Annotated in this window: 12 protein-coding genes; 6 read left to right on the forward strand and 6 right to left on the reverse strand. The window is 68.1% G+C overall.

Annotation, left to right across the window (positions count from 1 at the left end; translation table 11 throughout):
* The 6 genes from AC5Y7D_RS28660 to AC5Y7D_RS28685 form a co-directional block, all read left to right on the forward strand.
* A partial coding sequence (locus AC5Y7D_RS28660) for a beta strand repeat-containing protein (protein ID WP_499929415.1) occupies positions 1-2,440 on the forward strand: 2,440 nt, incomplete at its 5' end.
* A 38-nt stretch (positions 2,441-2,478) separates the two neighbouring features.
* A complete protein-coding gene (locus AC5Y7D_RS28665) occupies positions 2,479-3,033 on the forward strand; it encodes an alpha/beta hydrolase (protein WP_499929416.1) in 555 nt (184 codons plus the stop codon).
* Positions 3,034-3,062: 29 nt separating this feature from the next.
* On the forward strand, positions 3,063-4,430 hold the full coding sequence (locus AC5Y7D_RS28670) for a glutamine synthetase family protein (protein WP_499929417.1): 1,368 nt from the start codon (positions 3,063-3,065) through the stop codon (positions 4,428-4,430).
* 22 nt (positions 4,431-4,452) lie between these two features.
* The gene (locus AC5Y7D_RS28675; RefSeq protein WP_499929418.1) at positions 4,453-5,160 is read left to right on the forward strand and encodes a gamma-glutamyl-gamma-aminobutyrate hydrolase family protein; all 708 of its coding nucleotides are present in this window, start codon (positions 4,453-4,455) and stop codon (positions 5,158-5,160) included.
* Complete coding sequence (locus AC5Y7D_RS28680) at positions 5,157-6,524, forward strand: aldehyde dehydrogenase family protein (protein WP_499929419.1); 1,368 nt, start codon at positions 5,157-5,159, stop codon at positions 6,522-6,524. Before AC5Y7D_RS28675 ends, AC5Y7D_RS28680 begins: the two co-directional genes overlap by 4 nt.
* Positions 6,521-7,297 carry a 3-oxoacyl-ACP reductase gene (locus AC5Y7D_RS28685; RefSeq protein WP_499929420.1) on the forward strand — a complete coding sequence of 259 codons (777 nt, stop codon included), beginning with the start codon at positions 6,521-6,523 and terminating at the stop codon, positions 7,295-7,297. The genes AC5Y7D_RS28680 and AC5Y7D_RS28685 overlap by 4 nt, the downstream gene beginning before the upstream one ends.
* Positions 7,298-7,303: 6 nt before the next feature.
* Here AC5Y7D_RS28685 and AC5Y7D_RS28690 read toward each other — a convergent pair whose 3' ends face one another.
* The 6 genes from AC5Y7D_RS28690 to AC5Y7D_RS28715 form a co-directional block, all read right to left on the reverse strand.
* Positions 7,304-7,606, reverse strand: coding sequence for a hypothetical protein (locus AC5Y7D_RS28690; protein WP_499929421.1), 303 nt, complete (start codon positions 7,604-7,606; stop codon positions 7,304-7,306).
* A gap of 292 nt (positions 7,607-7,898) precedes the next feature.
* Positions 7,899-8,855, reverse strand: a complete 957-nt coding sequence (locus AC5Y7D_RS28695; RefSeq protein WP_499929422.1) for a PPE family protein — start codon at positions 8,853-8,855, stop codon at positions 7,899-7,901.
* Between the two features lie 117 nt (positions 8,856-8,972).
* Entirely contained in the window at positions 8,973-10,088 is a 1,116-nt protein-coding gene (locus tag AC5Y7D_RS28700) for an alkaline phosphatase family protein (protein ID WP_499929423.1), read from the reverse strand.
* Positions 10,089-10,109: 21 nt separating this feature from the next.
* Complete coding sequence (locus AC5Y7D_RS28705; protein WP_499929424.1) at positions 10,110-10,841, reverse strand: DUF6390 family protein; 732 nt, start codon at positions 10,839-10,841, stop codon at positions 10,110-10,112.
* Between the two features lie 3 nt (positions 10,842-10,844).
* Positions 10,845-11,984: a hydrogenase formation protein HypD gene (hypD, locus tag AC5Y7D_RS28710; RefSeq protein ID WP_499929425.1), complete on the reverse strand. Its 1,140-nt coding sequence runs from the start codon at positions 11,982-11,984 to the stop codon at positions 10,845-10,847.
* Between the two features lie 7 nt (positions 11,985-11,991).
* Complete coding sequence (locus AC5Y7D_RS28715; protein WP_499929426.1) at positions 11,992-12,264, reverse strand: HypC/HybG/HupF family hydrogenase formation chaperone; 273 nt, start codon at positions 12,262-12,264, stop codon at positions 11,992-11,994.
* Positions 12,265-12,273: the final 9 nt, after the last annotated feature.

Below are 12,273 nucleotides of genomic sequence, written 5' to 3' on the forward strand. Positions count from 1 at the left end.
CACGGGCAACGCAAACTCGGGCAACACCAACAGATTTGACTTCAACTCCGGCAACACCAACACCGGCAGCAACAACTCCGGCGCCACCAACACCGGCGACGGGAACTCCGGCAACACCAACACCGGCAACAACAACGCCGGCGCCACCAACACCGGCAATGGCAACAGCGGCAACACCAACACCGGCGACAACAACGCCGGCGCCACCAACACCGGCAACGGGAACTCCGGCAAGACCAACACCGGCGACAACAACTCCGGCAACACCAACACGGGTAATGGCAACCGCGGCAACACCAACACCGGCAACGACAACACCGGCAGCACCAACACCGGTGACAGGAATAGTGGAGACACCAACACCGGTAACGACAACTCCGGGAACCTCAATACCGGCGACCGGAACTCGGGCAGCCGGAACATTGGGAACGACAACACCGGAAACGGTTCCATATTCGTGACGGCCTCCGGAACCGGTAACCTCCCGGGTTCTTCAGGGACGAACAACCTTTCGGTCGGCAGTTCCGGCAGTGGAAACAGCGGCCTGGGCGGCGGCTACTCGGGCTCCGGCAACGGTGGCGTGGGCGGCGGGAACTCCGGCAACGACAACGGTGGAGTCGGCGGCGGCAACTCGGGTTCCAACAACGGCGGCGCCGGCAGCTCGGGCAATTCCGGCACCGGTAACGGTGGCTTCGCCAACGGCGGGAACTCGGGGTCCAACAATGCCAGCCCGGGCGGCGGCAACTCTGGTTCGTCGAACAATGTGGCCGGCGGCGGCAATTCGGGCAGCAACAACAGCGGCGCCGGCGGCGGCAACTCCGGCAGCAACAACAGCGGCGTCGGTGGCGGCAGCGCCGGCAAGGGCAACTCGGGTAGCAACGGCAGCTCCGGGGAGAACAATCTCGGCAGCGGCGGAAATTCCGGATTCAACAACAGCGGCAGCGCCGGACAATCGGGGACCAACAACAGCGGCGGCGCGGGTAACTCTGGCACCGGCAACAGCGGCTCGCTGGGCAGCTCGGGTCAGTCCAACGGCGGGGCCGGCGGCAACTCGGGCACCGACAACAACGGCAGCGCCGGAAACTCGGGCACCGGCAATTCCGGTAGCGCCGGCAACTCCGGGACCAACAACAGCGGCGGCGGCGGCAACTCCGGTGTCAACAACACCGGAGTCACCTTCGGCAGCTCGGGCGCCAACAACTTTGCCGCAGGCGGAAATTCGGGCAACAGCAACTCGGGCAGCGGCGGCAACTCCGGCGCCGACAACGCCGGCAGCGCCGGCAACTCCGGCTCCAGAAACATTGGCAGCGGCGGCAACTCCGGTACCAACAACACCGGTGCGACCTTCGGCAGCTCCGGCGACAGCAACGCGGCAGCCGGCGGCAGTTCCGGCACCGGCAACAACGGCAGTGGCGGCAACTCGGGCTTCAACAACAACGGCAGCGGCGGGCAGTCGGGCACCGGCAACAACGGCGGCGCCGGCACCTCCGGCTTCAGCAACAACGCCGCCGGCGGCAGTTCAGGCTCGAACAACAATGGCACCGCGGGCAATTCGGGCACCGGAAACAATGGCAGCGCCGGCAATTCGGGTTCCAACAACAACGGCAGCGCGGGCAGCTCGGGTGCAAACAACAACGTGATCAGCTTCGGCAGCTCGGGGACCGGAAACATCGCCGCCTCCGGCAGCTCCGGCTCGGGCAACTCCGGTAGCGGTGGCGACTCCGGCACCGACAATGCCGGCAGCGCCGGCAGTTCCGGCAACAACAACAACGGCACCGCCGGTAGCTCGGGCAGCGGCAACGTCGGCGGCGGCAATGCCGGCACGGGCAACATCGGCTTCGGCAGCTCCGGCGGCACCAACATCGGCGCCGGCAGCTCGGGCACCAGCAACCCCGGTGCCGGTAACGCCGGCACCGGCAACGTCGGTGCGGGGACTTCCGGAACCAACAACCCCGGCACGGGCAGCTCGGGAAACCAGAACTTCGGCTTCGGAAGCTCCGGGAAGTACAACGCCGGCGCAGGTAACTCGGGCACGTTGAACCCGGGCGCAGGCAGCTCGGGCCTGTTCAACATCTACGCCGGCGACTCCGGCTACTTCGCGTCCGGGCTGGGCAATTCCGGCCTGCTCACGCTGGGCGCCGGGAACTCCGGTGTGCTCTCCCCGGGTGCGGGAAACTCCGGCTGGCTGTTGGCCGGGTTGGGGAACTCCGGGACGCTGAACCTGGGTACCGCCCTGTCCGGCCTGGCCACCTTCGGCGCCGCCAATTCGGGACTGCTGAACATCGGCACCACGCTGTCGGGTTTCGCCAACCTCGGCGTGTACAACGCCGGCCTGCTGGACATCGGTTACCTGCCGCGGGCGCTCTACGTCGGCAATCTCGCGCTCGAGGTCGCCAACTTCATCCTGCAGCAACTCAGGGGTGCGCTTGCCGGGATGTGAACCAGCGGCTTTGGGCGTAGTTTGGCGGGGTGTCCAGGATGATGACCACGCTTGACGGGTTTTCTGCCCAGGTGGGAATTTCCGGTCCGGAAAACGGCGTCGTCGTGGTGATACTCGGCGCGCGGCAACGCGCGGTGGCGGCCTACGACGCGATCTGCGAGCGGTTGCACACCGCGTCGCTGCGAACCGTCGTCATCGGCGCTGATCCGCGGTTGACCGCCAAGTCAGTGATGGGCATCCTCGACGCGCTGGGTATCGGGTGGGCCGTGGTGGTGGGTGATCGCGAGGGCGCCGAACTCGCGTGGGAATTGGCGGCAACCAGGTTGGGCCGGTTCGCGGGACTGGTCGCCATCGATCGCGGCCATCCCGCCCTGGCCGACGCGGCCGGGGTGGTTCGTGATGATCACTGTCCACCGGTGGAGATCGGCACCACCGTGCTGGTCAGCTCGCCGGCCGCACGCGAGGTGGCCGACGGCAGTCAGCGGCGGGTTTACTCGGACTATCGCGTCGTGGATCTGACCGGGCGCCGCAACGCCCAAGAGTCGACAGCGCAGTTGGCCACCGAGATCGTGTTGCGCACCAGCGGGTGGTAGTGGCTCGGCGCAGCGGGAGGTTTGGTGAAGTGCCGCAACCTGATTCGCCGGTTCTTTCACTGGCGGAACTGACACAACTGGTCGGTACCGGTGACATCGACACGGTCATCGTCGCGTTCACCGACATGCAGGGCAGGCTGGCCGGCAAACGGGTGGCCGGCCGGTTCTTCGTCGACGAGGTGGCGGCCCACGGCGCGGAGTGCTGCAGCTATCTGATGGCCGTCGACGTCGAACTGAACACCGTGCCCGGCTACGCCATGTCGAGCTGGGAAACCGGCTATGGCGACATGGTGATGACGCCGGACCTGTCAACCTTGCGGCTGGTGCCGTGGCTGCCCGGCAGCGCGCTGGTGATCGCGGACCTGTCCTGGGCCGACGGCAGCCCAGTGGCCGTCTCGCCGCGCGCGGTCCTGCGCCGCCAGCTGGACCGGCTGACGCAGCGGGGGCTGGTCGCCGACGTGGCCACCGAGCTGGAGTTCATCGTGTTCGACCAGTCCTATCGCCAGGCATGGGCGGGCGGTTACCGGGACCTGACGCCGGCCAGCGACTACAACATCGACTACGCGGTGATGGCCTCCTCGCGCATGGAGCCGTTGCTGCGTGACATCCGGCTGGGAATGCAGGGCGCGGGCCTGCGGGTCGAGGCCGTCAAAGGTGAATGCAACAACGGCCAGCAGGAGATCGGCTTCCGCTACGATGAGGCGCTGGTCACCTGCGACAATCACGCCATCTACAAGAACGGCGTCAAGGAGATCGCCGACCAACACGGCAAGAGCCTGACGTTCATGGCGAAATACGATGAGCGCGAAGGCAATAGCTGCCACGTGCACTTGTCTCTGCGCGGCACCGACGGCAGCGCGACGTTCGCCGGCGACAGCGGGGGGATGTCGGCGACGTTTCGGGGGTTCGTCGCCGGCCTGCTGGCGACGGTGCGCGAACTCACCTTGTTCTTCGCGCCGAACATCAACTCCTACAAACGCTTCGCCGACGGCAGCTTCGCGCCGACGGCGGTCGCCTGGGGGCTGGACAACCGCACCTGTGCGCTGCGGGTGGTGGGACACGGCCGCAGCATCCGGGTGGAATGCCGGATACCCGGCGGCGACGTCAACCAGTACCTCGCGGTGGCGGCGCTGATCGCGGGCGGCCTGTACGGTATCGACCGGGGCCTCGAGCTCGCCGAGCCCTACGCCGGTAACGCATATCAGGCGCAGGATGTCGAGCGGCTGCCCACCACGCTGGCCGAGGCTGCGACGCTGTTCGGGGATTCGGTGCTGGCGCGGGAGGCCTTCGGCGACGACGTGGTCGCGCATTACCTGAACAACGCGCGCGTCGAACTGCAGGCGTTCAACGCCGCGGTCACCGATTGGGAGAGGATCCGTGGTTTTGAACGGCTCTAGGTCTGATGGGGGCGGCCGCCCCGTGGTGGGGTTGTCGATGTATCTCGAACAGGTGCGAACCGGAATCTGGGATGTCCCGGCCGCCTATTTGCCTGCCGACTACTTCGAAGGCGTACTGCTGGCGGGTGGTATCCCGGTGCTGCTGCCACCGCAGCCGGTGGACGCGCACACGGTGGACCGGGTGCTGGACAGCCTGGACGCTCTGGTGATCACCGGCGGCTACGACCTGGATCCCGCTGCCTACGGTCAACAACCCCACCCGAGCACCGACGAGCCGCGCAACAACCGCGACGCATGGGAGTTCGCGCTGCTGCGTGCCGCGCTCGACCGGCGCCTGCCGGTGCTGGGCATCTGTCGGGGCGCGCAGATCTTCAATGTCGCGTTCGGCGGCACCCTGCACCAACATCTGCCCGAGGTGATCGGCCACTCCGGTCACCGGGCCGGCAACGGCGTGTTCAGCCGGTTGTCGGTGCGCACTGTGGCCGGGACGAAGGTGGCGGGGGTGCTCGGCGAGACCGCAGACGTGCCTTGCTACCACCATCAGGCCATCGACAAGGTGGGGGATCCGCTGGTCGTCGCTGCCTGGGACGCTGACGGTGTGGTCGAGGCGGTGGAGCTGCCCGGTGACGTGTTCGCCCTCGCGGTGCAATGGCATCCGGAGAAGTCACTGGACGATCTGCGGCTGTTCACCGCGCTGGTGGATGCCGCGCGATCGCATGCGGCCGCATGACTTCCACGCAGCTGGTCAACCCTGCCACCGAAGAGGTACTGCGCACGGTCGAGCACGCTGACGTCGACGCGGTCGACGATGCGGTGGCGCGAGCAACAGCCGCGCAACGACGCTGGGCCCGGCTGGCACCGGCGGAACGGGCCGCCGGGTTGCGTGCGTTCGCGGCCGTCGTCGACGCGCACCTCGACGAATTGGCCGCGCTGGAAGTCGCCAACTCCGGCCACCCGATCGGGTCGGCGCGGTGGGAGGCCGGCAACGTCCGCGATGTGTTGCAGTACTACGCGGCGAGCCCGGAACGGTTGTGCGGCAAGCAGATTCCTGTCACCGGGGGTATCGACGTCACCTTCAACGAGCCGATGGGCGTGGTGGGGGTGATCACGCCGTGGAACTTCCCGATGGTGATCGCGACCTGGGGGATCGCGCCGGCGCTGGCTGCGGGTAACGCGGTGCTGGTCAAGCCCGCCGAGTGGACTCCGCTGACCACCATGCGACTCGGTGAACTCGCGGTCGAGGCCGGCCTGGACGCCGACTTGCTGCAGGTGCTGCCGGGCCAGGGCGCCGTGGTGGGCGAGCGCTTCGTCACCCACCCCGCAGTGCGCAAGGTCGTGTTCACCGGATCTACCGGCGTGGGCAAGAAGGTGATGGCCGGCGCGGCGGCCCACGTCAAGCGCGTGACGCTGGAACTGGGCGGCAAGAGCGCGAATATCGTCTTCGCCGACTGCGATCTCGAGCGAGCCGCGGCATCGGCACCGGCCGGGGTTTTCGACAACGCCGGCCAGGACTGCTGCGCGCGCAGCCGAATCCTGGTGCAGCGCAGCGTCTACGATCGGTTCATGGAGTTGCTCGAACCGGCCGTGCAGGCTGTCGTGGTGGGGGATCCCACCGCGGCCGACACCGAGATGGGGCCGTTGGTGTCGCGCGTGCACTGGAACAAGGTGGCCTCCTATGTACCCCCGAACGCCCCGGTCGCCTTCCGCGGCGCCATCCCCACCGGACCCGGGTTCTGGTTTCCGCCAACGGTTCTCACCCCGCAGCGCACCGATCGCAGCGTCATCGAGGAGATCTTCGGCCCGGTGGTCACAGTGCTGCCGTTCGACGACGAGAGTGACGCCATCGCGTTGGCCAATGGCACCGAATACGGTCTGTCCGGTTCCATCTGGACCGACGACCTGTCCCGGGCGCTGCGGGTGTCGCGAGCGGTCGAAGCCGGCAACCTGTCGGTGAACTCGCATTCCTCGGTGCGGTACCACACCCCGTTCGGCGGCTTCAAGCAATCCGGGCTGGGCCGTGAACTCGGGCCGGACGCGCCGCTGCACTTCACCGAGACCAAGAACGTGTTCATCGCCATCAAGGAGGAGCAGTGATCGACCTGAGTCGGCGGCTGGCCGGCCGGGTGGCTGTCATCACCGGCGGGGGCGGCGGCATCGGCCTGGCCGCGGCGCGCCGCATGCACGCCGAGGGTGCGACCATCGTGATCGGCGACATTGATGCCGACGCCGGTGGTGCCGCCGCCGAAGAGATGTCCGGACTGTATGTGGCAGTGGATGTTTCCGACGAGGAGTCGGTGAACAAGCTGTTCGACGGCGCCGCCCACGCCTGCGGTTCGGTGGACATCGCGTTCAACAACGCCGGCATCTCGCCGCCGGAGGACGACCTGATCGAGAGCACCGAACTGCCGGCGTGGCAGCACGTTCAGGATGTCAACCTGAAATCGGTGTACCTGTGCTGCCGGGCGGCGTTGCGGCACATGGTGCCCGCGGGCAAGGGTTCGATCATCAACACGGCGTCCTTCGTGGCGGTGATGGGCTCGGCGACGTCACAGATCTCCTACACCGCCTCCAAAGGTGGGGTGCTGGCCATGTCGCGCGAACTCGGCGTGCAGTTCGCGCGCCAGGGTATCCGCGTCAACGCTCTGTGCCCGGGGCCGGTGAATACGCCACTGCTGCAAGAGCTTTTCGCCAAGGATCCGGACCGGGCCGCCCGCCGGCTGGTGCACGTGCCGCTGGGCCGCTTCGCCGATCCGGACGAAATCGCGGCTGCCGTAGCATTTTTGGCCAGTGACGACGCGTCCTTCATCACCGCGTCGACGTTCCTGGTGGACGGCGGCATCAGTTCGGCCTACGTGACGCCGCTGTAGGCGCCCTTAAGGTAACCCGCTTGGGCCGGCGCTGCCGTTCCTGCCCGCGCCACCGTCCGCGCCGGTTCGGCCTTGCTCAGTGCCCGTTCCTCCCGATCCGCCTGAACCGCCGGCGCCACCGGCACCAGCTGCACCGCCCTCGCCGCCGGCACCGGCGGCACCGGCGGCGCCGGGCAAGCCGCCCAGGATTCCACCCCTCCCGCCGCTGCCCCCGGGGAAACCGCCGTTGCCGCCTGCGCCGCCGTCACCGCCGTCACCACCGTGACCACCGTCACCACCGTTACCGCCGAGGCCGACACTGGCCCCCACGGTGCTTGTGTTGCCGCCCGTGCCGCCGCTGCCGCCGGCACCACCGGTACCGCCTGCGCCGCCCGCACCGCCGGTGCCGGCGTTGCCCCCCGCACCGCCTATCGCGGTCGGCGCAGCTTGTCCACCACTTCGGCACAGGAGCGTCGCGCTGCCGTAGGAGGGTGCCCCATGGGGGCGGGTGTCGCTGGACGGCTCCGCCTCACCGAACGAAATTGCCGCTGCCGAAGGGATTTTCGCCAGTGGCGAGCGCGGTATCGGTTCGGCTCACGTGACCCCGCTGTAGGGCAGGCCCTCAGGAATAGACCAGACGCCCGTTGACCGCCAGGCCGCCTATCGTTCTCATGCGCCGGGCCGAGCAGTAGCGGTCGACAACGGCCGGCTTGGGCGGTTCGATGGTGCTCCAATCCGGTGGCACCGACAGCCGACCGATCGACATCCCCTTGCCCCAGCCTGCCCTGACGGTCGGCGAGGCCGCGCCCGGGCGAACCGCACAGTCGGCCGGACCCTTGCCGAGGACGTTGAACAGTTGCACCGGGAATTTGACTGGTACACCAAGGGAACTCAGTTTGGCCAACGACGACGACACCCTGGCAAGGGCGGTGCCGAAAGCGGTCGACGGCGATGCCGACAGCGACTGCAGAACTTGGGGAATCGCGGAAATGAGTTGCGAGCCTGCCGATATCACTTCCGGATCGCCGACGGCGCCGTGCCGGGCGGGCGCCGGTAGGTCCAGGGCGAGCGGACCAGAGGTGAACGGGGCCAGCCGCGAGGCAGCGGCAGACGATGCGGCATAGGTGTACATCGCCTCGACATTGCGCGCCCACATCTGCTCGTACTTCGCGTCCATCGCGGCGATCGTCTGAGTGTCCTGGCTCAGCGCGTTGCCGGTGGCCAGGGCTGCGCGATGGGATCGGTTGCCCGCGATCACCAGCGGGGGCACCATTGCCGCCCCCGCCTCCTGATACGCCGCTGCGGCCGCCCGCGCTTGGGCGGCGGCCGTTCTGGCTTTTGCGGCTGCGGCGTTGAGCCACCCCAGGTATGGAGTCGCGGCCTGGGTCATCGCGATTGCCGCCATGCCCTGCCATCCGGCGTTCAGTTTGGCGGTCACGCCGCGGAATCCGTCGGCGGCTTCGTCCAGCCCGTCGGCGATATCGCTCCAGGCTGCGGCGGCGGTGAGCAGCGACTCCGCTCCCGGGCCCGAATGTATTCGCGCAGAATGGATTTCCGGCGGCATCAGCCCGTAGTCCATCGCTAACACTGCCGCGCTGAGGAGGGGCTCAGCACAGTGATGACGGCCCCGGAATCCACCTGCCCAACCTATCGCGCCGGGTGCAGGCGGATCACGCGAAAATGCATTTGAGTTCGATTAGAGCAACTCGATCAGCGGGATGGCCGTCTCGGCGGCGGTCGCCGCACCGTGGAACCCGACCAGACGCGCCGACTCCGGCGGCTCGTGGGCGGTCGCCAGGATGGCCGCGCCGCCGGTGCAGACGACGACGACGTCACCGATCCGGGGCAGGTGCCGCGGGTTCAGCGGTCCGAACATCCCGGATGCGACCGCCGCGTCGCGGGTGTAGACGTCGGCGCGGCCGGCCAGGCGCTCGGTCCAGGTGGCGGCCACATCGGCGCCGGCGCCGGGCTCGGTGTGCAGGTAGCGGACCCGCGGTTCGCCGGCGACCACCCGCACTCCGGCGCCCAGCAGGGGATCGGCATCCATGTCGACGCGCGCGTCCGGCGCGACGTTGAGGCCGCCGTGGTCGGCGGTCACCAGCAGCGCCGCACCGGCGGGCAGCGACTCGGTCAGCCTGGTCAGTAGCGCATCGATACGCGCCGCGGCTTCGTGCCACTGGGCCGACCCGACGCCGAACACGTGCGCCATGGTGTCCAGATCGGCGGTATAGCCGTAGACCAGGCCGGGCGCCGCGCGCAGTTCGTCGATCATTCGCTGTGCGTAGTCGTCGTCCGCGTGCGTCGGCACGAAAAGTGCGCCATGGTATGCCGCTTCAGTCAGTCCACTACCGATGAACCACTCCGGCAGCAGGGCGCGGGCACTGACGCCGGCACGTGCCAGCCGGTCGAACCACGTTGGCAGCGGCTGCCATTCGTCGACCGGCGGTTCGTCACGCCACCGGATGTGGTTGAGCACGCGGTCAGTGCCCGGGATGTTGAGGGTGAAGCCCAGAATGCCATGCCGGCCGGGCTGGGCGCCGGTGCCCAGCGACACCAGACTCGTCGGTGTGGTGGAGGGAAAGGTGCACGACAGTTGGCGCAACCTGCCCGTGCTGCCGGCCAGCACGGCGGCGAGCAGTGGGGCGTCCCCAGCCAGATCCGGTAACAGGTGCCAGCCCAACCCGTCGACGAGCACCACCGCAACGCGGTCGACTTCCCCGACCGACTCCCGCAAGCCCAGCGCGTCGGCGGCGCCGGGGGCTCCGAGCAGCGCCGCCGCGCTGGGCAGCACGTCGCAGATGGAACCCGGCACGAGGGCCAGTGTGGCACGGATTCACCCGGCGAGACGTTTGTTGGTCACTCGCAGCTGCCGGCAGGTGCTGTCGGACAGCGTGCACACCTGCGTTGGTGACAGCCGGCCGCACAGCCGGCCCCAGTGCACCGCGACCTCGTCGCCGACGGCCACGTCGGATACCGCGCAGTACCCGTCGGCCCACAGGTCCAGCACCCGCGCCGTGGGTTCGGACAACTCCAGCCTCCGGCCGTCCCACAGCAACCGCCGGCCCAGCACCTCGACGGCGTCGCCGGTGCGGGATACGACCGTGGCCCAGCTGATCCGGCAGCTGTCCAGCACGCGCAACGGATGTTCGTCGGTGCCCTTACCCAGAAACCGGGTCCAGGGATAGACGCCGAAGACGTGAAAGCAGTGATTGCCGGCCGCCTCGACGGCCAGGTCGGATGTCAGATGCGTCCAGTAACGCCCCGCCTGGGGACCGATGATGGCCAGCAGTTCCTCGAAGAATCGGGTGGGTGCCAGGTCGGCGCCGACACCACCGCCGAGCCAATATGATTCGACGAGCCGGTAGTCCAGCGGATCGGTGATGCCGGTGAGGCGCGACAACACCCGCAGGTACGGCCACGCGCCGGAGAACTTACGGGCCGCCTGCAGTACGTCCCGCGGCGAGCCGTCGCGTAGGGTCGCGCCCAGCGGTGGACCGCAAAAGCCCAGAGCGTTGGGAGCATAGGCGTATCGGGCGAACATCTCGGTGCCGGCGACGTCGGTCACGAGTTATGCCCGCCCGGAAGACCCCACCAGCTTGGCGGCCTCGCGGTGCATGCGCCCGAAGTTGTAGTAGGCCGCGCACGCCCCCTCGGGTGACACCATGCAGGTGCCGATCGGTGTCTCCGGGGTGCAGGCGGTGCCGAAGACCTTGCACTCCCAGGGCTTGAGGACACCCTTCAGCACTTCACCGCACTGGCAGGCCTTCGGGTCGGCGACACGCAGGCCGGGCATCGAGAAGCGTTGTTCGGCATCGAAGTACGCGAAGTCGTCGTGCAGGCGCAGCGCGCTCTGTGAGATGAAGCCGAGCCCGCGCCACTCGAAATGCGGGCGCAGCGCAAAGACTTTGCCCATCAGGCTCAGCGCGGCGGGGTTGCCGTTCTCCGGTACCACCCGCTTGTACTGGTTTTCCACCTCGCACCGGCCCTCGCGGATCTGCCGGAGCAGCATCGCAACTGACGCCAAGATGTCCAGCGGTTCGAATCCCGCTACCACCAAAGGCTTTCGGTAGACGTCCGGGACGAATCGGTAGGGCCGGTTGCCCACCACCGTCGACACGTGGCCCGGGCCGATGAACCCGGACAGTCGCAGGTCCGGTGACTCCAGGATCGCCTTGATCGGCGGCACGATGGTGACGTGGTTGCAGAACACGCTGAAATTGGGCAGTTGCAGCTCCAAGGCGCGTACCAGTGTCACCGCGGTCGACGGGGCGGTGGTCTCGAAGCCGATGGCGAAGAACACCACCTGGCGGTCCGGGTTGTCGAGCGCGATCTTCAGCGCGTCCAACGGGGAGTAGACGAACCGCACGTCGGCGCCGCGGGCCTTGGCGTCCAGCAGGCTGCCCGCCGAGCCGGGTACTCGCATCATGTCGCCGAAGCAGGTGAAGATCACCCCGGGCTGGCCGGCCAGCCACATCGCGTCGTCGATGCGGCCCATCGGAATCACACAGACCGGGCAACCCGGGCCGTGTACGAGTTCGACGTTGTCGGGCAGCAGGTGCTCGATGCCGTGCCGGTAGATGGTGTGCGTGTGCCCCCCGCATACCTCCATGAACTTGAAGTGTTCCGGCCCGTTCCCGGCGAGATGTTCGATCGCGGTCAGCAGCGTGCGGGCCGCCGCCGGGTCCCGGAATTCGTCGACGAATTTCATTGCGCTCCTAAATGATCGCGGAAGAGTCGAAGGCTTCCAATTCGGTGGTATAGGCCTCGCCGAGCTTCTTGACCGCCGCCAGGGTCAGCAGCGCTTCGGTCTCGTCGATCTTGGCCATCGCGAAGCCGACGTGCACCAGCACCCAGTCGTCCGGTGCGGGCGGGTCGTCTTCCAGCAGTCGCACGCTGATGGTGCGCTGCACGCCGCTGACGTCGACTTTGGCCAAGTAATTCGCCGGGTCCGTGATCGCGACGATCCGCCCCGGAATACCCAGGCACATCGGCAGTCT

Source organism: Mycobacterium sp. NGS49 (genome assembly GCF_059812565.1).

What these genes read in the sequence shown, in the direction of transcription:
- AC5Y7D_RS28665 (WP_499929416.1), top strand. Translation starts at nt 2,479, where the DNA reads ATGATGACCACGCTTGACGGGTTTTCTGCCCAGGTGGGAATTTCCGGT.
- AC5Y7D_RS28680 (WP_499929419.1), top strand. Translation starts at nt 5,157, where the DNA reads ATGACTTCCACGCAGCTGGTCAACCCTGCCACCGAAGAGGTACTGCGC.
- AC5Y7D_RS28695 (WP_499929422.1), bottom strand. Translation starts at nt 8,855, where the DNA reads ATGGACTACGGGCTGATGCCGCCGGAAATCCATTCTGCGCGAATACAT.
- hypD (WP_499929425.1), bottom strand. Translation starts at nt 11,984, where the DNA reads ATGAAATTCGTCGACGAATTCCGGGACCCGGCGGCGGCCCGCACGCTG.
- AC5Y7D_RS28715 (WP_499929426.1), bottom strand. Translation starts at nt 12,264, where the DNA reads ATGTGCCTGGGTATTCCGGGGCGGATCGTCGCGATCACGGACCCGGCG.